The organism is Aquibium oceanicum (assembly GCF_001889605.1).
In the GTDB taxonomy this organism is placed as follows: Bacteria; Pseudomonadota; Alphaproteobacteria; order Rhizobiales; family Rhizobiaceae; genus Aquibium; species Aquibium oceanicum.
Genome location: NZ_CP018171.1, coordinates 1,340,873 through 1,361,531, shown reverse-complemented (window position 1 = coordinate 1,361,531; position 20,659 = coordinate 1,340,873). Strand labels below are relative to the sequence as shown.

General features: G+C 65.7%; 23 protein-coding genes and 1 pseudogene. 7 read left to right on the top strand and 17 right to left on the bottom strand.

What is annotated here, in order from left to right; all coding sequences use genetic code 11:
* Window positions 1-40 precede the first annotated feature (40 nt).
* Window positions 41-1,174, bottom strand: a complete 1,134-nt coding sequence (locus tag BSQ44_RS06800) for a tyrosine-type recombinase/integrase (protein WP_162276729.1) — start codon at window positions 1,172-1,174, stop codon at window positions 41-43.
* A gap of 227 nt (window positions 1,175-1,401) precedes the next feature.
* Here BSQ44_RS06800 and BSQ44_RS06795 point away from each other — a divergent pair.
* Both BSQ44_RS06795 and BSQ44_RS06790 read left to right on the top strand, forming a co-directional pair.
* Window positions 1,402-2,220, top strand: a pseudogene (locus tag BSQ44_RS06795) (aminopeptidase); the annotation flags it as partial.
* A 62-nt stretch (window positions 2,221-2,282) separates the two neighbouring features.
* Window positions 2,283-2,522, top strand: a complete 240-nt coding sequence (locus tag BSQ44_RS06790) for a hypothetical protein (protein ID WP_072602513.1) — start codon at window positions 2,283-2,285, stop codon at window positions 2,520-2,522.
* A gap of 58 nt (window positions 2,523-2,580) precedes the next feature.
* Here BSQ44_RS06790 and BSQ44_RS06785 read toward each other — a convergent pair whose 3' ends face one another.
* The 13 genes from BSQ44_RS06785 to hutI all read right to left on the bottom strand — a co-directional run bounded on the left by BSQ44_RS06785 (window position 2,581) and on the right by hutI (window position 13,398).
* On the bottom strand, window positions 2,581-2,997 hold the full coding sequence (locus tag BSQ44_RS06785) for a GFA family protein (protein ID WP_072602512.1): 417 nt from the start codon (window positions 2,995-2,997) through the stop codon (window positions 2,581-2,583).
* A gap of 110 nt (window positions 2,998-3,107) precedes the next feature.
* Window positions 3,108-3,869 (bottom strand): NADPH-dependent F420 reductase, encoded by a 762-nt coding sequence (locus BSQ44_RS06780; protein WP_072602511.1) that lies wholly within the window; start codon window positions 3,867-3,869, stop codon window positions 3,108-3,110.
* Window positions 3,870-3,918: 49 nt separating this feature from the next.
* Window positions 3,919-4,383, bottom strand: a complete 465-nt coding sequence (locus tag BSQ44_RS06775) for an SRPBCC family protein (protein WP_072602510.1) — start codon at window positions 4,381-4,383, stop codon at window positions 3,919-3,921.
* Between the two features lie 2 nt (window positions 4,384-4,385).
* Window positions 4,386-4,700, bottom strand: coding sequence for an ArsR/SmtB family transcription factor (locus tag BSQ44_RS06770; protein WP_072602509.1), 315 nt, complete (start codon window positions 4,698-4,700; stop codon window positions 4,386-4,388).
* Window positions 4,701-4,894: 194 nt separating this feature from the next.
* Window positions 4,895-5,416: a hypothetical protein gene (locus BSQ44_RS06765; protein WP_157894524.1), complete on the bottom strand. Its 522-nt coding sequence runs from the start codon at window positions 5,414-5,416 to the stop codon at window positions 4,895-4,897.
* A 564-nt stretch (window positions 5,417-5,980) separates the two neighbouring features.
* Window positions 5,981-6,331, bottom strand: a complete 351-nt coding sequence (locus BSQ44_RS06760; RefSeq protein WP_179948741.1) for an ArsC family reductase — start codon at window positions 6,329-6,331, stop codon at window positions 5,981-5,983.
* 2 nt (window positions 6,332-6,333) lie between these two features.
* The gene (locus BSQ44_RS06755; protein ID WP_072602507.1) at window positions 6,334-7,215 is read right to left on the bottom strand and encodes an NAD(P)-dependent oxidoreductase; all 882 of its coding nucleotides are present in this window, start codon (window positions 7,213-7,215) and stop codon (window positions 6,334-6,336) included.
* 5 nt (window positions 7,216-7,220) lie between these two features.
* Window positions 7,221-7,601 (bottom strand): carboxymuconolactone decarboxylase family protein, encoded by a 381-nt coding sequence (locus BSQ44_RS06750; RefSeq protein WP_072602506.1) that lies wholly within the window; start codon window positions 7,599-7,601, stop codon window positions 7,221-7,223.
* A 37-nt stretch (window positions 7,602-7,638) separates the two neighbouring features.
* Window positions 7,639-8,184: a GNAT family N-acetyltransferase gene (locus tag BSQ44_RS06745; RefSeq protein WP_072602505.1), complete on the bottom strand. Its 546-nt coding sequence runs from the start codon at window positions 8,182-8,184 to the stop codon at window positions 7,639-7,641.
* Between the two features lie 24 nt (window positions 8,185-8,208).
* Window positions 8,209-9,894: a urocanate hydratase gene (gene hutU, locus BSQ44_RS06740; protein WP_072602504.1), complete on the bottom strand. Its 1,686-nt coding sequence runs from the start codon at window positions 9,892-9,894 to the stop codon at window positions 8,209-8,211.
* Complete coding sequence (gene hutG / locus BSQ44_RS06735) at window positions 9,891-10,700, bottom strand: N-formylglutamate deformylase (protein ID WP_114579929.1); 810 nt, start codon at window positions 10,698-10,700, stop codon at window positions 9,891-9,893. The genes hutU and hutG overlap by 4 nt, the downstream gene beginning before the upstream one ends.
* A gap of 5 nt (window positions 10,701-10,705) precedes the next feature.
* The gene (gene hutH, locus BSQ44_RS06730; protein ID WP_072602502.1) at window positions 10,706-12,241 is read right to left on the bottom strand and encodes a histidine ammonia-lyase; all 1,536 of its coding nucleotides are present in this window, start codon (window positions 12,239-12,241) and stop codon (window positions 10,706-10,708) included.
* On the bottom strand, window positions 12,238-13,398 hold the full coding sequence (gene hutI, locus BSQ44_RS06725) for an imidazolonepropionase (protein WP_235633411.1): 1,161 nt from the start codon (window positions 13,396-13,398) through the stop codon (window positions 12,238-12,240). Before hutI ends, hutH begins: the two co-directional genes overlap by 4 nt.
* Window positions 13,399-13,636: 238 nt before the next feature.
* On the opposite strand from hutI, the gene BSQ44_RS06720 reads away from it, so the two are divergent.
* The 3 genes from BSQ44_RS06720 to hemA all read left to right on the top strand — a co-directional run bounded on the left by BSQ44_RS06720 (window position 13,637) and on the right by hemA (window position 17,104).
* Window positions 13,637-14,950 (top strand): formimidoylglutamate deiminase, encoded by a 1,314-nt coding sequence (locus BSQ44_RS06720; protein WP_235633360.1) that lies wholly within the window; start codon window positions 13,637-13,639, stop codon window positions 14,948-14,950.
* Between the two features lie 5 nt (window positions 14,951-14,955).
* A complete protein-coding gene (locus BSQ44_RS06715; RefSeq protein ID WP_072602500.1) occupies window positions 14,956-15,648 on the top strand; it encodes a GntR family transcriptional regulator in 693 nt (230 codons plus the stop codon).
* A 241-nt stretch (window positions 15,649-15,889) separates the two neighbouring features.
* Window positions 15,890-17,104, top strand: coding sequence for a 5-aminolevulinate synthase (gene hemA / locus BSQ44_RS06710; RefSeq protein WP_072602499.1), 1,215 nt, complete (start codon window positions 15,890-15,892; stop codon window positions 17,102-17,104).
* 82 nt (window positions 17,105-17,186) lie between these two features.
* On the opposite strand, the gene BSQ44_RS06705 is transcribed toward hemA, so the two are convergent.
* Entirely contained in the window at window positions 17,187-18,086 is a 900-nt protein-coding gene (locus tag BSQ44_RS06705) for a serine protease (RefSeq protein ID WP_072602498.1), read from the bottom strand.
* Between BSQ44_RS06705 and BSQ44_RS27440 the strand changes: the two genes are divergently transcribed.
* Together BSQ44_RS27440 and BSQ44_RS06700 are read left to right on the top strand one after the other, a co-directional pair.
* On the top strand, window positions 18,085-18,231 hold the full coding sequence (locus BSQ44_RS27440; RefSeq protein ID WP_169858322.1) for a hypothetical protein: 147 nt from the start codon (window positions 18,085-18,087) through the stop codon (window positions 18,229-18,231). The two genes, BSQ44_RS06705 and BSQ44_RS27440, sit on opposite strands and share 2 nt — an antisense overlap.
* Before the next feature lie 241 nt (window positions 18,232-18,472).
* A complete protein-coding gene (locus BSQ44_RS06700) occupies window positions 18,473-19,549 on the top strand; it encodes a trypsin-like serine peptidase (RefSeq protein WP_072602497.1) in 1,077 nt (358 codons plus the stop codon).
* Window positions 19,550-19,606: 57 nt separating this feature from the next.
* Here the strand turns inward: BSQ44_RS06700 and BSQ44_RS06695 are convergent, their stop codons facing one another.
* On the bottom strand, window positions 19,607-20,263 hold the full coding sequence (locus BSQ44_RS06695; protein WP_072602496.1) for a DUF4760 domain-containing protein: 657 nt from the start codon (window positions 20,261-20,263) through the stop codon (window positions 19,607-19,609).
* Window positions 20,260-20,592: a hypothetical protein gene (locus tag BSQ44_RS06690; RefSeq protein ID WP_072602495.1), complete on the bottom strand. Its 333-nt coding sequence runs from the start codon at window positions 20,590-20,592 to the stop codon at window positions 20,260-20,262. The genes BSQ44_RS06695 and BSQ44_RS06690 overlap by 4 nt, the downstream gene beginning before the upstream one ends.
* Between the last annotated feature and the right edge of the window lie 67 nt (window positions 20,593-20,659).

Here is a 20,659-nt window from a genome sequence, read left to right as displayed (position 1 = left end):
TTCGTCTGGCAGGGATAAGCTTTGTTCTCGCCTAGCTGAATCAGACAGCAACGTATTCCGCCCAGGCGTCAATGATCGAGCGGCGTTCATCGAGCATGTCGGTGCGCAAGTAGGCTCGCGACACCTTCGAACCGACGAGATGCCCGAGACACATATCGACTACGTGCAGTGCATTCCCCTGCTTTAACGCCCAATCGGCAAACGATGACCGGAATCCGTGAACGGTGAAATCCTTCGCCCCGGTGAAGTCCATCGTCTGCGCGAAGATGCGGTGCGATAGCGGCGACTTGCCGTCACGACCGGGGAACACGAGATCGTCCGGCCCCGCGTCGGGGTTGATCGCACGCATGGCATCGAGGATGACACGTGCGGGGGCGGACAGCGGCGCTCTGAACGCTTTGCGCGTCTTGTAGCGTTCGGCCTCGATTTCAATGTGATCGTCTCGGACTTCGCGCCAACGCAATAGGCGTGTCTCGGCTTGCCGCAGGCCCATCAAGATCGTGAACTGCAAGGCACGAGAAGCAAAGGTGCGACGTTCCAAGAGCCGCTTGTAGTACGCGGGCACGTCAGCGAAGGGCATCGCCGCATGGTGTTCCGTCGGGTTTTGTTTCTGGGGCAACAGAAGGGCTATATGCCCTTTGAAACGTGCGGGGTTCGGACCCTCGGCGCGATAGCCGCTCACCGTGGCATAATTTAAGATGCGTTCGATCGCACTGCGCACATAGGCCCCGGTAGGCGTGCCCCAAAGCGGCTTGAGTGTAGCGACGATGTGGGGGGTATCGATTTTGTCAACAGTCATGGGATTCAGAGCGGCGAGGTGTTTCGCGATGAATGACCGATAGCGTTCGGTGACGTTCGGCGTCCAGTTCGGGGCGTTCGCGTCGACAAATTGCAGAGCCATCACTTCGAACGTCGGCGGGTTTGCGCGCTTGCGTTCGTCCAGAGGATCTAAGCCACGGGCAATCTGTTCACGTGCAACAGATGCGAACTCCCTAGCCAGTGCGAGCGATACAGTCGGGTACGAACCAAGACCCATATTTCGACGGCGCTTCTCGCGTTGATAGATGAACACCCATGAGCGGGCGTCGCCCTGCACCCGCAGGAATAAGCCTGATCCGTCCCCGTGAAGCCCAGTCTTTGCTGCCCTCACCTGCTTGTCGGTCAGCTTGTTCAACCGGCCCATCTACGTCTGCCCGTCATAGTTGTAAATGTATGATAACATACAACACGAAACACCCACCTGCAAGGCGCTTTCATACATTTGGTGTATGTTGCTCGATGTTGGTCGATGTTGTTCGATGTTGAACGGACTTGGCCTGCGCGCCTGTAACCCCCTCTTAATGAACGCTTTTCCTGGTGCCCGATGTTGCTCACTGTGGATTGCCGCTGCCATAGTTCGTGTTCGACATCAACTGGAACATCGTGTCTTATCCGAACCCTTCCTGGGCCAAGGTCGTCTTTCCCGGCGACGAAGAGGACGTGGCGGTGGCCAAGCTCGCCGAGGCGATCTTCGCCGCCTCGCGCGTCGACAATGACGATCCGGTCTCGGCCTGGGCCGCGCACAACGCCGCGCTGCGCACCCGCACCGAATGGCTGAACGGCAAGAATTTTTCCGCGCTGCGTTTCAGCGGCCCTGGCACCGACCTCACGGTGGGCCTCGCCGATGGGCACGAATGGCACGGCGGCGCCTCGACGGCCAAGAACGGCATCACCTGCAATCCCAACATCCCGACCGAAGAGGTGTTCACCACCCCGCATGCGCGGCGCGTGGACGGTCGCGTGGTCAGCACCAAGCCGCTCTCCTACCAGGGCACGCTGATCGACGGCATCGAGGTGCGCTTCGAGGAAGGCCGCATCGTGGAGGCGAAGGCCACGCGCGGGCAGGACGTGCTGGAGAAGGTTCTCGACACCGACGAGGGCGCGCGGCGTCTGGGCGAGGTCGCGCTGGTGCCGCACTCCTCGCCGATCTCGCAGAGCGGGCTCCTGTTCTACAACACCCTGTTCGACGAGAACGCGGCCAGCCACATCGCCCTCGGCCAGTGCTACTCGAAGTGCTTCAGGAACGGCGCACTGATGGATGCCGAGGCGATCGCGACCGCCGGCGGCAACAAGAGCTTCATCCACATCGACTGGATGATCGGCTCGGGTGAGATCGACGTCGACGGCATCGCTGCCGACGGATCGAGCGAGCCGGTGATGCGCAAGGGCGAATGGGTGTAAGATCTTCCCCGCTTCCGGCCGCGACGAAGCCGTGCTAACCGCCGGCCGGACAAGCAAGGAGCATGAGCGTGAGCGAACCGACTGTGGCCGAGGCGACGGACCGAATCTACGAATCGCTGCAGGCGGACAATGCCGACCTCGATGAGCACATCGCGACCCTGAAGGCCGCGATGGCGCGGGAGGGGCAGAAGGAGGCCGTGTTCGACCCCGCCAAGCTGGCGCAAGGCAATCGGTCAGGCCGGAAGCTGATGCAGGCCTATTTTCGCCAGCGTGGGGTGAAGGTGACGTTCGCGGGCGGGTGAAGGCGTCAACAACAACCCCCTCACCATCTAGCGGTGTCATCGTCACCCTCGCCCAAGTTTAACCCGTCGGCATCGTCTCGAATGCCGGTAGTGCGGGGTCCATCCGGTCCCAGGTGTGGCCCCGGCTGGCATAGGTGACGACCTGCGGCGCGAACCGGCCGGGATCGTCGAGGCTTGCGGCATGGACCGCGATGATCTCGGGCATGGCCGCGAACGTCAGGTAGACCGGCGTGCCGCAGGCCGGACAGAAGGCGTGGAACTTGTCATTGCCGCTGTCGCCGGCAACACGCCAGTTCGCCGCCTCGCCCGTGATCTTCATTTCCGCGCGGTTCGGGAAAGTGAGATAGGAGCCGTGCCCGGTACCGCTTCGTTTCTGGCAATCCATGCACTGGCAATGGTTCTGGAAGATCGGTTCGTGGCTCGTCTCGTAGCGGATCGCGCCGCACGCGCATCCGCCGGTGTATGGCTTGGTCATCGTCGTTTTCCTTCCGATAGGTCGCACGATCTCAATTGCAGGAACCAGCCCGGTGCCGGCCTGCCGAAGTCGTATTCGGTGTGAAGCGGTAGAAGCCCGGAGACCCCGGTCTAAAGTGGGTTGAACGAACGGTTCATTGCGATGATCTCGGGATGGACGTCTGCGTAGGTGGGGTTGCCGGCGAACAGCCTGCCGTACTTCTCCCTCCAAGCGCCGTCGCGGATCGTCTCCGCCCTACCCTTGATCGCTGCCCTGATCCCCTGCAGCGTCCTGGCTACGTCATAATCGCAGCAATAGGCGGGCGTCGAAGGCTGCTGCCGCCACGATTCCTCCAGCGAACCGCCATCGACCGGATCGAAACCCACCTCGTCCACCAGTGTCATGACGACTTGCTTGGCTCGGGCATCATCACCCGCCACGGGGATTGCCAGCCGGTCCGGCGACCCTTTGGGCTTTCCCAGTTCGGAAAGTGCGTAAAACATGATGCTGTTGAACGCCTTGATGATGGGCCGCCCGAGTTGCCGCGATACCCAGACGCTCTCGGGCATTCCGGCGTCGATCTCCGGAATGCGGGGATCGCGCACATCGGGGTAGTAGTTCGCCGTATCTATGATCACGACGCCTTCCGCCGCCCGATCGAAGAGATCGCCAGGCAACGTCACCACGGCGGGAAACGGCATGGACAGAAGCACGACCTCGGCGCCTTCCACGGCGCCGCGGACATCTGCGGCGACGGCCCCGATTTTATCCGCGAACGTCCGGACCGCGTCGGGTCCGCGCGAATTTGCCACCCGCACGGCGTGGCCCGTCCTGCTCCACCCGGTGGCTAGCGTTCCGCCGATCTCGCCAACCCCGATGACGCCGATCTTCATGGTTTCGCCTCTACGGTTTGTGGCTCGGTAAACTGTCGCGCCAATAGGCTCATGCCGCCTTCGGCTTGGCGAAGACGTCGAGCCCGCGGCCGGTTTCCAGCAGCGACTTCAGGCTGGAGAGAACCGCCGGCCAGCCCTTGCTGACTCCGTTCGCCATGCCGCTTCCCGCGACGAGGTCGTCGTGGGTGACGGTCAGCCTCACCATGTCGTCATATTCGACGATGTCGAATGTCACCCGGCTGTAGCTCGACGGGTCGTCTGCCTGGGAGGCATTGGCCCAGCTCATGACGAGGCGCGAGGGCGGGGAGACCTCGATGACCTTGCCGACGAGTTCGACAGTGCGCTCGTCGTTGGCGCGGACATGCTCCCACTTCGATCCGGGCTGCCAGTCGGAGACGTTCTCGTGGCCCCAGTAGCGCCGCGCGACGTCCGGCCTCGTGATGGCCTCGAACACCTTTTGCGGCGTGGAGAGGATGTAGGTAACATACACAAAGCTGATCGTCTCACCGGTCATGGTCACTCTCCTTCGAGTTCCTTCTTCAGGTCGTGCAGCAGGGCGAGCCGCTGGCGTTCGAACTTGCGCACCCACCGCTCGTAGACCTCGTGCAGCGGCACGGGGTTGATGAAATGCAGCTTCTCCCGGCCGCGCCTGACCGTGCTCACCAGGTTGGCTGCTTCCAATATGCCGATGTGCTGCGTGGCCGATTGCCGCGCCATGTCCAGGTTCTCGCAAAGCTCGCCGAGCGTCCGGCCGTTCTTCTCGGCGAGAAGATCCAGCAGTTTCCTGCGTGTCGGGTCGGCGAGCGCCTTGAATACCTTGTCTGCGTCCATCGCTTCGATCGGTTGGTTGAAGGATAATATGCAGGTATTTACCTGCATGTCAAGCGTCAATCGGCATGCGGGTCGAAAGCGAACCGCCGGTGCATGGTTCTTTTGACTGGACGAGTTCTTGGCTCGACGAACCCGCCAAGAGAGCGCAGTGCCATCGGCAACGATGCGCGACCGTTGGCGGTCGGCGGCGTGCCTTAGGAGGTGTCTTGCGGCTCCAGCATCCAGCCGCTTGGGCTGCGGCCGGAGCCCGGTACCGCGTGAACAGACGCCCGCCGGCGCCCCTCGCATTGGCGGTCGAAGAGGCTCACGAGCGGCAACAGGGCGCAGAGCGCCGCGGCCAGCGCGTAGAAACGCGCGACGAGGCTGAGCGCATCGTCGGGGTCGTTGCCGACCGGCGCGACCCCTTCGAGTTTCAAGAGCCGCATGCCCGTCATCTCGCAGACGTAGTTCTCCGCCACCGCCTCGGCGTGCCGCAGGATCATGAGCACGAACCAGCGAACCGGCGCGGATCGGCCGGCGGCGCGCTCGGCCAAGGCGGCGAACGAGACGAGCAGCGCGATGACGCGCCGAAGCATCCTTTCGTCCATCATCGCCGCCTGCACGTCCATCTCGCGTCCTTCGCTGACCAGGGGGGTAGTGTGGCGCCGGTGGCTAGCGCGTGGATGGAATTCATGGAAGTCTTTGATCCAACTGGGGTGGGCGCCGGTCTCGTCCACACCTGTCTCCCCTCCGCTTCGTCATCCTCGGCCGACTGGAGCGCAGCGAAAGGAGAGTCCAGGCCTGAGAGGTGACGACGGGCGGGGTGGCGGAGCGGGCGGTTTCCTCCGCGACCTCACCTGTCCGCGATGCTCAGGCATGGATCCAAGGGTCTGCGCCTCCGCTGCCGCTCCGGCTTCGCCCTGGGATGACGAAGGTGAGAGTGCCGTCCACAACCGTCGGCGGCGTGGAGGGTTGAACGTTGTAGGCAATCAATTGTCATGACCGGAATAGAGCTCCGATTGGAGTGCGCACCCTCCTCTTCGTCATCCTCGGCCGACCGGAGCGAAGCGGAGGGAGAGCCGAGGATCCAGGCCTGAGAGGTGACGAAGGTGAGGTGAAAGAGGACCTAAGCGGTTTTGCGACGCTTCGGTACCGAGTGCGTTCCCTGCACCACCCCACGCTGCCGCGATGCTCAGGCATGGATCCCAGGGTCTGCGCCTCCGCTAACGCTCCGGCTTCGCCCTGGGATGACGAAAGGTGGAGGTGCTGTCGCCAGTTGTCGGCGACGGGCGTTGGGGGCCCTACCCTTCCACCGTCCCCTCGTACATCTCCGGCTTGAACCCCACTATCAACCGCCCGTCCACGTCGACCACCGGGCGCTTGATCATGGACGGCTGCGCAAGCATCAGGCGTTTCGCCTTCTCCGCGTCGAGATCGGACTTCTCGCCCTCGGGGAGCTTGCGGAAGGTGGTGCCGGCGCGGTTGAGGAGGACGTCCCAGCCGAGGTCGTCGATCCAGCCCTGCAGGCGGGCTTCGTCTAGGCCGGCGGTCTTGTAGTCGTGGAAGGCGTAGGCGACGCCGTGGCCGTCGAGCCAGGCGCGGGCCTTCTTCATCGTGTCGCAGTTCCTGATGCCGTAGATGGTAACGGGCACGGTCAGTCCTCTCCTTTCCAGGCCTTGAAGGCGGCGGAGTGGTCGACGGTGCCGCCGAGACGCTGGAGCGCCGCCTGCCACCAGCGATCGGTCTCCGCCACGATCGGCAGCGGTTTGTCCAGCGCGGTGGCAAGGCCTGCGGCGATGCCGACGTCCTTGGCCAGCAGGCCGAGCGCGAAGCCGGTGGCGAAGTCTCCCGACAGCACGTGCTGGCCGAACACGTTCTCGGTGGAGAAGTTGCGGCCGGTCGAGACGTTCATTATCTCGACAGCGACCTTCGGATCGAGGCCGAAACGGCCGGCGAGGATGAGCGCCTCGGCGACGGCGGCAAAGCCTGCCGCTGCGACGAAATTGTTGAGCGCCTTCATGGCATGGCCGGAGCCGAGCAGCCCAGTGTCGAAGATGCGGTTTCCCATCGCAAGCAGTACCGGCTTGGCGCGTTGCGACAATGCCGGATCGTCGCTGCCCAGCATGATGGTCAGCGTTCCCGCGACGGCCCTCGGGACAGCACCCGAGACCGGCGCATCGACGAAGCCGATGCCGCGATCGGCCAGAAGCGGACCGAGGTCGCGGCTGCCGATCGGATCGGACGAACTCATGTCGACGAGCAGTGCGCCGGACTTCAGAATCGACGCCAGGCCGCCTTCGGCTTCCAGCATGACCTCGCGCACGATCTTGCCGTTGGGAAGCATGGTGACGACGATGTCGCTCGCCGCGCCGAGCTCGGCGAGCGAGGCCGCGGCATTGGCGCCGATCTCCGCCGCATGCGCGCGGGCGGCCTCCACATTCGCGTCGTAGAGCGTCAGCGGAAAGCCCGACTTCACGATGTTGGCCGTCATCGGCCGCCCCATGTTGCCGATGCCGACGAAGCCGATCCTCTCCATCGCGCCTACTCCACGCCCAGATCGCCGAGGACGGATTCGGCGGCGCGCAGGCCGCCAACCATGGCGGGGATGCCGCAATAGAGGAAGGAGTGGATCAGGATCTCGCGGATCTCTTCTTTCGTTACGCCATTGGCAATCGCGCCGCGAACATGGACCTTGAGCTCCGGCTCCTTGCCCAGCGCGGCAAGCATGGCCAGCGTGATCATCGAGCGCTCGCGCGTGCCGAGGCCCGGCCGCTGCCACACCTCGCCGAAGCAAATGCGGGTGACGATGTCCTGCATCGGCTGCGTGAAGTCGCTGGCCTTCTCGATCTGCTGTTCGGCGCCGGCCGCGCCGAACATTTTCCTGCGCAGTTCGATGCCGAGTTCGTCAGGGCTCTTCGTCATGTGGTCCTCCTCCGTTCATATGATCGGGGAAGACCTATCATCCGTATCGACCGTCCGGAAGCGGCAACGGCGGCGAGCGCGAGATGGAATAGATCAGGCAGGGAGATCCCTCGACGGTCGTCTGGCGCTCGAGCCGCAGACCGGCGCGTTCAGCCGTCCGGATCGATGCCGTGTTGTTCGGATGAATGAGGGCGATGAGCCGGTGGAGACCGAGCGTCTCGAAGCCATGCCGAACCAGCGCCCGCGCGATTTCCCCGCCATATCCCCGACGCCAGAAAGACCTGTCGACGAGGTAGGCGATTTCCACCTCCAGCGCGCCGTCGATCTCCCACGAGAGCAAGCCGGCGCGGCCGATCAGCCTTTCCGACCGCCGCTCGATCAGCGCATGCAGCACGAAACCGGGTCGGTCCCCGTCACCGCCGGCGATGGACCAGTCGAGTTCCTCCTTCGTCTGCGTTCTGTCCAGCGTGCCGTCGGGAAAGTATCGCCGCACCTCCGGATCGGCATAGATGCGGGCGAGGTCGTCGAAATCGTCCGGCCGGAAAAGCCGCAGGCGAAGATGGGAGGTTTCCAGGATAGACATGGAAATCGCCCTCCCCGCGGCATGTCATTTGCCTAGAATGCCCGGCAGGCGCAGGCCCTTCTCGCGGGCGCAGTCGAGCGCGTCGTCGTAGCCCGCATCGGCGTGGCGCATGACGCCCGTGGCCGGGTCGTTCCACAGCACCCGCTCCAGCCGGCGCGCCGCTTCCGGCGTGCCGTCAGCGACGATGACCATGCCGGCGTGCTGCGAGAAGCCCATGCCGACGCCACCGCCGTGGTGGAGCGAGACCCAGGTGGCGCCCGAAGCGCAGTTGAGCAGCGCGTTGAGCAGCGGCCAGTCGGAAACGGCGTCGGAACCGTCCTTCATCGCCTCGGTCTCGCGGTTTGGCGAGGCGACGGAGCCGGAATCGAGGTGGTCGCGGCCTATGACGACCGGCGCCTTCAATTCGCCGCTCGCCACCATCTCGTTGAAGGCAAGGCCCAGCCTGTGGCGGTCGCCGAGACCGACCCAGCAGATGCGCGCCGGCAGGCCCTGGAACGCGATGCGCTCGCGCGCCATGTCGAGCCAGCGGTGGAGATGTTCGTTGTCAGGCAGCAGTTCCTTCACCTTCGCGTCGGTCCTGTAGATGTCCTCCGGATCACCGGAAAGGGCCGCCCAGCGGAACGGCCCGACGCCGCGGCAGAAAAGCGGCCTTATGTAAGCCGGCACGAACCCTGGAAAGGCGAAGGCATTCTCGAAACCCTCGTCCTTCGCCACCTGACGAATGTTGTTGCCGTAGTCCAGCGTCGGAACGCCGGCATTCCAGAAAGCGACCATGGCTTCGACATGCTCGCGCATGGAGTGGCGCGCCGCCGCCTCCACCGCCTTGGGATCGCTCTCGCGCCTGGCCTTCCACTCGCCGATGGTCCAGCCTTTCGGCAGGTAGCCGTTGAGCGGATCGTGCGCCGAGGTCTGGTCGGTCACCATGTCGGGGCGAATGCCGCCATTGCCCATGATCCGGACCAGTTCCGGCACGATCTCCGCGGCGTTGCCGAGCAGCCCGACCGACTTCGCCTCGCCGGCCTTCGTCCAGCGCTCGATCATGGCCAGCGCCTCGTCGAGCGTCGTCGCCTTCTCGTCCAGATAGCGGGTGCGCAAGCGGAAATCGATGCGGGTCTCGTCGCACTCGATAGCCAGACAGGAGGCGCCGGCCATGACGGCCGCCAGTGGCTGCGCGCCCCCCATGCCGCCGAGGCCAGCCGTTAGTATCCACTTACCTTTGAGGTCGCCGCCGTAGTGCTGCCGCCCGGCTTCGACGAAGGTCTCGTAGGTGCCCTGAACGATTCCCTGCGTTCCGATGTAGATCCACGAGCCGGCCGTCATCTGGCCGTACATCATGAGCCCTTTCTTATCGAGCTCGTTGAAATGGTCCCAGTCGGCCCAGTGCGGAACGAGGTTGGAATTGGCGATCAGGACGCGCGGGGCGTCGGCATGGGTGCGGAAGACGCCGACCGGTTTGCCGGACTGGACGAGCAGCGTTTCGTCTTCGTTCAGTGTCTTCAGCGTCGCCACGATCGAATCAAAGTCATTCCACGTCCGCGCTGCGCGGCCGATGCCGCCGTAGACGACAAGTTCGTTGGGATTTTCCGCCACGTCGGGGTCGAGATTGTTCATGAGCATCCTGAGCGGCGCTTCCGTCAGCCAACTCTTCGCGTTCAGCTCCGTGCCGTGCGGCGCGCGAACCTCGCGGATGTTGTGGCGGGGGTTGGTCATGAGCGGGCTCCGGCGATCTGGTAGGCGATGGCCTCGATGGATGTCAGGATTTCGGCGAGATGGGGCCGCAGCCGCCCTGCCCTCGCCGGGTCGTAGGCGAAGGTTTCGGCGGTGTCGGCGAGATGGGTCGACTGCGTCAGCTCCATCTGGATGGCGTGCACGCCCTCTTCCGGCCGGCCATAGTGGCGCGTCGCCCAGCCGCCGCGGAAGCGGCCGTTCAGGATCGACGTGTAGCCCTCGGCGCGCTCACAGACGCCGAAGGTCGCCTGCTCGATGCGCGGATCGCAGGTTCGGCCGTTGTCTGTGCCGACGTTGAAATCCGGCAGCACGCCTTCGAACAGATAGGGGATCACCGGCCGGATGGAGTGGCAGTCGTAGAGAACGGCGATGCCGTGCTGTGCCTTCACCCGCGCGATCTCGGCGGCGAGCGCGGCGTGATACGGCGCGTGGAATTCGCGCACCCGCCGCGCCGTCTCCGCTTCGTCGGGCTCCATGCCCTCGCGCCAGATCGGCTGGTCGTCGAAGTCGATGCGGGGAATCAGTCCCGTCGTGGTCTGCCCGGGATAGAGGCTCTCGCCGGACGGGTCGCGGTTGGCGTCGATGACGTATCGGTGGAAGGTTGCGCGCACCGTGGTGGCCGCAGGCAGAAGACCGTCATAGAGCGTGTGGATGTGCCAGTCGGTGTCGCGGAGTTTTTTGCCTTCGTCGTTGAGGCGCTCGCGGATGTCGGGCGGGACATGGGTTCCGGTGTGCGGCAGCCCCAGGATGACGGGGGAAGTGCCGCGGGTGATTTCGACGGGATTCATGGGTGTCATCCTTCCAGCCCCGGCAGCAGTCCCTCGCCCACGCTGGCGTTCAGCCTACCGTTGCGAACCAGTTCAACCGCCGCCTCCAGGTCCGGCGCCATGTAGCGGTCCACCTCCAGCGTCGGCACCACGGCGCGGATGGCGGCGTGCGCCTTGAGCAATTCCGTTCCCGTCTTCAGCGGTGCGCGGAAATCGATGCCCTGCGCGGCGGTCACCGCCTCGATGCCGACGATTCCGAAGAGGTTGTCGGTCATCTGCAAGAGCCGGCGCGCGCCGTGGCAAGCCATCGACACATGGTCCTCCTGGTCGGCCGAGGTCGGCGTGGAATCGACCGAAGCCGGAAACGCCATCTGCTTGTTCTCGCTCATCAGCGCGGCCGAGGTCACCTCGGCGATCATCAGGCCCGAGTTCAGTCCGGCATTCTTCGCCAGGAAGGGCGGGAGGCCGTAGGAGAGCTTCGGGTCGACCAGCAGCGCCACGCGGCGCTGCGCGATGGCGCCGATCTCGCATACCGCGATGGCGATCTGGTCGGCGGCGAAGGCGACCGGCTCGGCGTGGAAATTGCCGCCGGAGACCACGTCGCCGCTCGACAGCACCAGCGGGTTGTCGGTGACCGCGTTGGCCTCGATCTCCAGCGTGCGCGCCGCCATGCGCAACAGGTCGAGGCAGGCGCCGTCAACCTGCGGCTGGCAGCGGATGCAATAGGGGTCCTGCACACGCTCGTCGCCGTCGCGGTGGCTCTCTCGGATCTCCGAGCCGGCCATCAGCGCCCGCAACGAGGCGGCCGTCTCGATCTGGCCGGCATGGCCGCGCAGCGTGTGGATCTCCTCCACGAAGGGGGAGGACGAGCCCATGGCGGCGTCGGTCGACAGCGCGCCGGTGATCAGTGCCGAGTTGGCCGCGCGGTGGGCGCGGAAGAGGCCGGCCAGCGCCAGCGCGGTCGAGACCTGGGTGCCGTTGATCAGCGCCAGGCCTTCCTTGGCGGCGAGCACGATCGGCTCAAGTCCGGCCTTTGCCAACGCATCGCGCGCCGGCATCCGCTCGCCGCCGAAGAGAGCCTCGCCCTCGCCGATCATCGCGGCGGCCATGTGGGCGAGCGGGGCAAGATCGCCCGAGGCGCCGACCGACCCCTTTTCCGGGATCACCGGGACCACGCCGCGCTCCAGCATCGCTTCGATGAGTTCGACCGTGGCCGGCTTCACGCCCGAAGCGCCGCGGCCGAGGGAGACGAGCTTGAGCGCCATGATCAGCCGCACGATGTCGGCACCGAGTGGCTGCCCGACGCCGCAGCAGTGCGACAGGATGAGGTTGCGCTGCAGCGTGGCGAGATCGTCGGGTGCTATGCGCACGCTCGCCAGTTTCCCGAAGCCGGTATTGATACCGTAGACGGCTTCCCGGCCGCCCGCGATTTCGCCGATCCGCGCGGCGGCCGCCGCGATGCCGCGCCGGAAGGCATCGTCCAGCCGCGCAGGTTCGCCGGAGCGGTAAAGGCGTTCGAGGGTCGAGAGCGGGACGGAACTGGGGTTGAGGTTGATGGTCATGCGACAATCCTTCGGTGCAGGGGATTGTCGCCGATGCGGTAGGCGAGTTCGGCGGGGTGGTCGACGTCCCAGATAGCGAATTCGGCGCGCTTGCCCGGTTCGATCGTGCCGATCTCGTCGGCGAGGCCGAGTGCGCGGGCGGCGTTGCGGGTGACGCCGGCGAGCGCCTCCTCCGGAGTCAGGCGGAAGAAGGTGCAGCCCATATTCATGGCAAGCAGCAGCGAGGTCATCGGCGAGGAGCCGGGGTTGCAGTCGGTGGCAAGTGCGATGGGGACCCCTGCAGCCCTGAGTTGGGCCACCGGCGGCAGCTTCTTCTCGCGCAGGAAATAGAACGCGCCGGGCAGGAGCACCGCGACCGAACCGGCCTCTTCCATCGCCGCCACACCGTCCTCGCCGAGATATTCGAGATGGTCAGCCGACAGCGCTCCGAAGGAGGCGGCGAGCTTTGCGCCGCCGAGGTCGGACAGTTGCTCGGCGTGGAGTTTTATCGGGAGACCGAGCGTCCGCGCCTTGTCGAAGACGCGGCGCATCTCGTCGGGGGTGAAGGCGATGGTCTCGCAGAAGCCGTCGACGGCGTGCACGAGGCCCTCGGCCGTCGCGGCCTCCATGCCGGGCAGCACCACCTCGCCGAGATAGGCGTCGGCGCGGCCCTTGTATTCCGGCGGCAGCGCGTGTGCGGCGAGGTAGCTGGTCCTGATGCGTACCGGGCGGAGTTCGCCGAGTCGGCGCGCGGCGCGCAGCATCTTCAGTTCGTCCTCGATCGTCAGCCCGTAGCCGGACTTGATTTCGACCGTGCCGGCGCCTTCGCCGATCAGCCGGTCGAGGCGCGGCAGGGCGGCGTCGACGAGCTCGTCCTCCGACAATGCCCGCGTGGCGGCCACCGTCGACACGATGCCGCCGCCGGCGCGCGCGATCTCCTCGTAGGTCGCGCCTTCGAGGCGCATCTCGAACTCGCGCGCGCGGTTTCCGCCGAAGACGATGTGGGTGTGGCAGTCGACCAGCGCCGGGGTCATCAGGCGGCCGCTGAAGTCTTCCACGTCGACACCGCGCCAATCCGACGGCGCCCCTCCCTCGCCCGCGACCCACGCGATCGTTCCGTCCTCCACTCCGACGGCGCCGCGCTCCACGAGCCCGTAGGCAGGCCCGCCGGGCTCCATGGTCGCAATGGTCAGGTCTGTGAGAATCCTGCGCACGGGCACTTCCGAGAAATGGCTGTTTTCAAATCCGCAAAGGAGGCTATTATGTATAGACATAATAAGTCAAGGGAGCGCAGGGACGACGATGCACGAGGGCGGCTCACTTCAGGGAACCCAGACGCGGAGCTCGGGGCCAACGAACGGAAAGAGTGCGATATACGCGGTCACCGCGCTCCTTCCCTCCGGATGGGCGCAGGACGTGCGGGTGGAGATCGGCGCGGACGGCCGCATAGCCGGCGTCCTGACGGGTGCAACCGCGACGCCCACCGACGTGCGCGTTCCGGTCCTGCTGCCGGCCATCTCCAACCTTCACAGTCACACTTTCCAGCGCGCCATGGCGGGGTTGTCTGAGGCGCGCGGCCCCTCGGGGCGCGACAGCTTCTGGACCTGGCGCGAGATCATGTACCGCTTCCTCGACGTATTGACGCCGGACGAGCTCGAGGCGATCGCCGCCTTCGCCTTCATGGAGATGCAGGAGGCCGGTTTCGGCGCAATCGCAGAGTTCCATTACCTGCACCACCAGCCGGGCGGCTCGCCCTACGAAGATCTCGGCGAGCTTTCCACGCGCATCGCGGCTGCGGCCGCGGAGACGGGCATCGGGCTGACGCTGCTGCCGGTTCATTACGCGCAGGGCGGCGTCGACGGACGGCCCCTCGCCGGCGGGCAGCTGCGCTTCGGCAACGATCTCGATCGGTTCGTGCGGCTGCACGAGCGGGCGGGAGAAGCGTTGGCCCCGCTTCCCCATGATACGGCGCTCGGCACCGCGCCGCATTCGCTGCGCGCGGTGGGGCCGGACGATCTCAGGCACCTCGCGGCCCGGTCCGCCGGTCCCTTCCACATGCACATCGCGGAACAGGAAAAGGAGATCGAGGAGACACTCGCGGTCTTCGGCGCGCGGCCGATGACGTGGCTCCTCGACAATCATGATGTCGACGCGCGCTGGTGTCTGATCCACTGCACGCACATGACGCCGGGGGAGACCGGGCAGCTTGCCGGCACGGGCGCCGTGGCCGGGCTCTGCCCCGTCACCGAGGGCAATCTCGGCGACGGGATCTTCGACGGCGCGCGGTTTCTGGACGGCGGCGGGCAGTTCGGCATCGGCTCGGATTCCAACATCCGGATCTCGGTCGCGGGCGAACTGCGCCAGCTCGAATATTCGCAGCGCCTGCGCGACCGCGCCCGGGTGGTCCTGGCCGGCGCCAACGAATCTGCCGGCCGGAACCTCTACGAACGGGCACTGGCCGGCGGCGCACAGGCGCTGGGGCGGGACTGCGGCGCGATCGAGACCGGCAGGTGGGCGGATCTGGTCGCGCTAAACACGGAGCGCGACGGGCTTTTTGGACTTGTCGGCGACCGCCTCCTCGACGGCTGGATCTTCGCTGGGTCGAACCTCTCGGTAACCGACGTGTGGTCGGCAGGTCGCCATTGCGTCCGCGACGGCCGCCATGCCGGGCACGAGGGGATCGCGGGCCGCTATGCCTCCGCCGTCCGCAACGTCCTTTCCCGGATCTAGGGCGAATGCGGCGCAATTCGTTCCGCGACATCAAGTCGGAGCTGGAGCGGCGCATCTCGCGGCGGGTCTGGGAGCCCGGAGAGACCATGCCTGGAGAAGAGGCGCTGGCGGCGGAATTCGGCGCGGCGCGCGCCACCGTCAACCGCGCGCTGCAGGAACTCGCGCGATCGGGGCTGATCGAGCGCAAGCGCAAGTCCGGCACCCGCGTCGCGCTGCATCCCGTGCGCGAGGCCCGCTTCGCCATCCCACTCGTCAGGACTGAGATCGAAGCGTCGGGATCGGCTTACGAATACCGCCTGCTGAAGCGGGCGGTCGAGCACGCGCCCGTCTGGCTGCAGGAGCGGTTCGGGCTCCCGGCCGGGGCGCCGGCGCTGCATGTGCGCTGCCTGCATCTGGCCGACGAACGGCCCTATCAGTACGAGGACCGCTGGATCAATCTCGCGGCAGTCCCGGCGGCCGGCTCGGAGGATTTCGAGACGGCGAGCCCCAATGAATGGCTCGTCGCCAACGCGCCATTCTCGCGGGCCCAGTTCTCGTTCGGCGCCGCGCGCGCGGGTTCGGAGGAAGCCCGTGCGCTCGATCTCGACCCCGGCGAGGCCGTGTTCGTGGCCGAGCGGGCGACCTGGATCGCCGAGCGCGCCATCACATATGTGCGCATGGTCCACCCGCCGGATCACCGCGTGGTTACGTGGATATAGTCGCGACGACACAGGGCGGACGCATTGGCACAACAAACGGCTACCTCGCCTGTTCGCGTGTGACCGGTTCAACAGAAGATTGAGCGAAATCAAGGTAACCGCCTGGGGGACTTGTTACCCGCTGATGGAACGTGCCTCGTGCCCACCTGTCCTTCCCTTGCGCGTGGTGCGATTTGACGCGCCGGACGGGGGAGACAAGCCCGGCGATCAAGGTTAGAAGAATTCCAAGGAGAAAAGACGAATGAACTTCGAAGCCTTTTTCGCCACGAAGCTCAACGACCTCCACGAGGAGGGGCGCTATCGGGTGTTTGCGGATCTCGAGCGCCATGCCGGGTCGTTTCCGCGCGCGACGCGCCATGTCGGCGGCGAGACGCGCGAGGTCACCGTGTGGTGCTCGAACGACTATCTCGGCATGGGCCAGAACCCCAGGGTGATCTCGGCCATGCACGAGGCGCTGGACAAATGCGGCGCCGGTGCCGGCGGCACGCGCAACATCTCGGGCACCAACCATTACCACGTCATGCTGGAGCGCGAACTTGCCGACCTGCACGGCAAGCAGGCGGCGCTGCTGTTCACCTCCGGCTACGTGTCGAACTGGGCAGCCCTTTCCACGCTGGGCGCCAACATCCCCGATTGCGTCATCGTGTCGGACGCCGGCAACCACGCCTCGATGATCGAGGGCATCCGCCAGTCCAAGGCCGAGCGCCGCATCTGGAAGCACAACGACGTCGAGGACCTCGACCGTATCCTGTCGGAGTACGGGCCGGAACGTCCCAAGATCGTCGCCTTCGAGAGCGTCTATTCGATGGACGGCGACATCGCGCCGATCGCCGACATTCTCGACGTCTGCGAAAAGCACGGCGCCATGAGCTATCTCGACGAGGTGCATGCGGTCGGCCTCTACGGGCCGCGCGGCGGCGGCATCGCCGAGCGCGAGGGCCTGATGGACCGCGTCACCCTGATCGAGGGCACGCTGGGCAAGGCCTTCGGCGTGGTCGGCGGCTACATCACCGGCTCGGCGGCGCTGTGCGACTTCATCCGCTCCTTCGCCTCCGGCTTCATCTTCACCACCGCCCTGCCGCCGCACGTGGCGGCCGGCGCGCTGGCCTCGATCCGGCATCTCAAGCAGAGCCCCTTCGAGCGCGCGCGGCATCAGGACCGGGTGCGCAAGGTGCGGTCGCGGCTCGACGCCATCGGCATCCCCACCATGCCGAACCCCAGCCACATCGTGCCGGTTATGGTGGGCGACGCGGCCAAGTGCAAATGGCTGTCGGACCTGCTGCTCGACAACTATGGCATCTACGTCCAGCCGATCAACTATCCGACCGTGCCGCGCAAGACCGAGCGGCTCAGGATCACCCCGTCGCCGCTGCACACCGACGCCGACATCGACCATCTGGTCCGCGCGCTGTCCGACCTGTGGTCGCAATGCGCGCTGGCACGCCAGGTCGCGTGACCGTCCACACGGCAAGGAAAAAGAAAAAGGCCCGGACCGGCGACGCCGATCCGGACCTTTCTTTTGTCCGCGCGGCGCCGCGCTACTTCACGCCGGTCTTGGAGCCGATCCAGTCGCGATAGTTCGCCACGCGCGTGTAGACGCCGTAGGCGTTCTCGTGGCCGCAGGCGATGTTGGAATCGAGCGGGCCCTCGCCCCAGCTCACGATGCCGACCTGCACCTGCCCGCCGTCGCCGGTCATGAACAGCGGCCCGCCGCTGTCGCCGTTGCAAGCATCACGCGCGCCGCTCGAAACGCCTGCGCAGATCATGTTGCCGGTCAGCGGATCGGACATGCTCTGGACGATATACTGCTTGGCGCTCTGGATGCCTTCCTCGCTCACGCGCATGCGCTGGCTGAAATTGCGCAGCACCGATTCGAAGTCGCGGGCATAGATGCTCTTGATGCCGGAGTTGCAGGCCTCGTTGGCGACCAGTTCCACATCGGCCTGCATCAGGTTTTCCGGAAAACCGCCATTGGCCATCTTTCCCCACCCGGTGACCATGGCATTGCCCGTCGGCACGTCGGACGGGGTGAGCTTGATCGCGGCCTGGCTGGCCGGTTTGGAAAGCCGGATGAGGCCTAGGTCGTTGTCGAAGCCCGCCGCGTCGTAGTTCTCGTGCGGAATGATCTCGGCGGCCTGGATACGCTCGCCGCCCGCCAGATGCGTGGCTCCGACCAGCACCGTGACGCCGCGCGGGTCGACCACCTGTCCGTACTCGAAGAGGCAATGGGCTGCCGTCAGCACCCATTCGGGTGAAATCAGGCTGCCGCCGCAGAACTGCGCGTCGAGCTGCGTGGCCGGGTTCTCGTCGAGATAGTCGCTGATCAGCAGCGCGACCTGGAACGGCCAGGCACCTTCCTCGGCCGGCGTCCCGCCGATGACGCGGCTGTCCTCCCCGCTCTCGCGCGCCGCCTTCCTGGCCGCCGCGACGCGGCTCATGGGCGAGCTTTCCGGTTTTGCGGCTGCCGCAACGGAAGAGTCCTGCGCGAAAGCTAAATTAGATATTGTGAAAGCACCTACCGCCAATGCCGCAGCAACGGCGCCCCTGGTCAGTTTGGATGATCGAATCAAAGTTACCTCCTGAGACTTCGTTGCCGTGATGGACCCCACCCCGCGGCGTCCGATGCCGGACATCTAAAACCGGGGCGCGGCCGAACGAAAGCGATTTGTCAGGACCATTGAGGAATAAATGCGGCGCCCGATGCTTGGCAGGTTTCCGAAACTCTGTTCGTGGGCGCTTGCCATCGCGGCATTTTTCAGGGATCACGATAAGGACACTATTGGGAGTAGTGTTCCACTTCGAAGGGCTTGGGAGAACTGTTTTCATGAAATTTTTCAATACGACGATGCTGGCGCTGACAATCTCGGCCGTCGGCATCCCCGCCACGCTTGCCCATGCGCAGAGCGCATCCGGCAACTCCGGTACGGGAGAGGCGCCCCGCGCCTCGCTCGAGATGCCGGACCTCGCGAGCCGGTCGGTCGTCGACCTCGCGCCGAAGCTGGACGACAGCGAAGCCTCGCGCGACCTGTCCTTTCCGGACGGCGCGGAGATGGAACGTGCGTTTACCACGCGCTCGCGGTCCGGCGATGCGACGACGGCGCCGAGCGACGAGCTCAAGACGGCCATCGAAGGCGCTCTGTCGGGCACGTCGGCGCCCGCCACCGAGAAGCCCGGCATGACGGAAGACCCGGCATTCGCCGAAGACTCCCGCCAGGTGTTCGGCGAGGACGACCGCGTGCAGGTCACGCAGACCAAGGCCTATCCGTTCAACACGATCGGCCAGATCTGGTCGATGACCAAGGACGGCCAGTGGAGCATCTGCTCGGGCACTCTGATCGGCAAGAGGACGGTCATCACCGCCGCCCACTGCCTCTACAACCACGACGAAGGTGGCTGGCTTGCCGACTACGAGTTCTATCCGGGGCTGAACGGGCAGGGCAACGCGCCTTACGGTAAGTACGGCTTCACAGACGCCCACATCCTTGAAGGCTACATCTCGAACTACAAGGGCTTCTACGGCTCGGTCGTGCCCTGGGACCTGGGCATCCTGATCCTCGACGCGCCGGCCGGCGATGCGGTCGGTTGGATGGGCTATTCGGCCTACGATCCGGTCTACGCGCTGCGCGCCAACATCGTCGGCTACCCCGGCGACAAGCCGGTGAGCACCATGTGGGCGACGAACTGCGACATCGATCCCGGTACCGCATCGGTGAACAACTTCACCTACCTGTGCGACACCTATCCCGGGTCGAGCGGCTCGGCCGTCTACGAGTTCAACGGCGACACCAAGGAACGGCACATCATCGGCATCAACATCGCCGAGACGAGTTCGGCCAACGTCGCGCTGCGCCTCAACGTGCCCTACTTCCGGTGGGTGAACGGGATCGCGTCCCAGAACTGAGGCGATCGGCCTCGTGAACGCCACCGCTCCGCCGATCATGTCGGCGGAGCGGCGGGATCAGCCGGAGGCTGCTAGATAGTCCTCGATCGGCCTGGCGAAGTTGGGCGAACCGCGTCGCCTCTCCTGCCGCACGAAGCCGGAGAAATAGTCCCAGAACGACTGCGCGAAGTCCCGGAAGTAAGCGTCGGCGACGGAACGGGAGCACAGGTCTCCCTCCACGCAGAAGGACAGCCGGTTCAGGAAGTAGACGATGCGGTCGAACTCGTCGCGAAAGTCGGCGAGCGGCTGCGTGCCGCCGGTCTCCTGCATCGCCTCCACGCCGACTCGGTCCTGGAAGATCGCGAGTTCGGTTGGCGAGGGACTGTCGCCGAGATCGGAGCGATAGCGCTGGTTCAGATCGCCCAGGCGGCGCTTCAGCGCCCGCTGCGCGGTCTGGTATTCCGGACGCTCCCACAGTTCCACCAGTTCGAGCGTGCGCTCGATGCGCTTTTCCTCGCGCGCCTGCAGATACTGGAACGCGGAAAAGACCGTGGCGAGGACCAGCAGGATCCGTAGCGCGAAGCCGCTCCAGGCATAGCCCAGCATGCGCCAGTCGCTGTGCGTGAAGGGATTGTCCTCTTCCTTGAGATCATGGTTGGCGACATCCGGCAATGCCACTGCGGTCTTGGTCAGCCGAGGCGGTCGCACGCTCTTCGGGCCGCCGGCGTCGCTCATTCGCAGGCGCTCAGGTCGATGGTGGTCACCGGGTCCACGACAGTACCCGGCCGCTCGATGGTCCGTTTCAGGCAGTCCAACTGGTCCCGCGAGACGAGGAATCGCAGGTCCGGCTCCGGAGGACTGGCGGCGGCCGAAGGCAGCGCTTCCACGATGCCGCGCGACTGCTCGCAGTCCGTCAGGTCGACGGCGATCGCGCCGTCGTCGTCGGCGGTCGCCAGGACCTCGTAGTCGCGCAGGAGACAGGCGGCGAGCGACGGGTTGATGACGACCTGACGGGCACAGAGCCCGCAGGATCCCGACCACGCCGGCGTGGCGGGCCAGGCCATCCCGGCCGCGAGCAACCCGGCGGCGAGGCGCCGGGCGTATCTTGAGCGTGGTCGGCCCGCGCCAGGG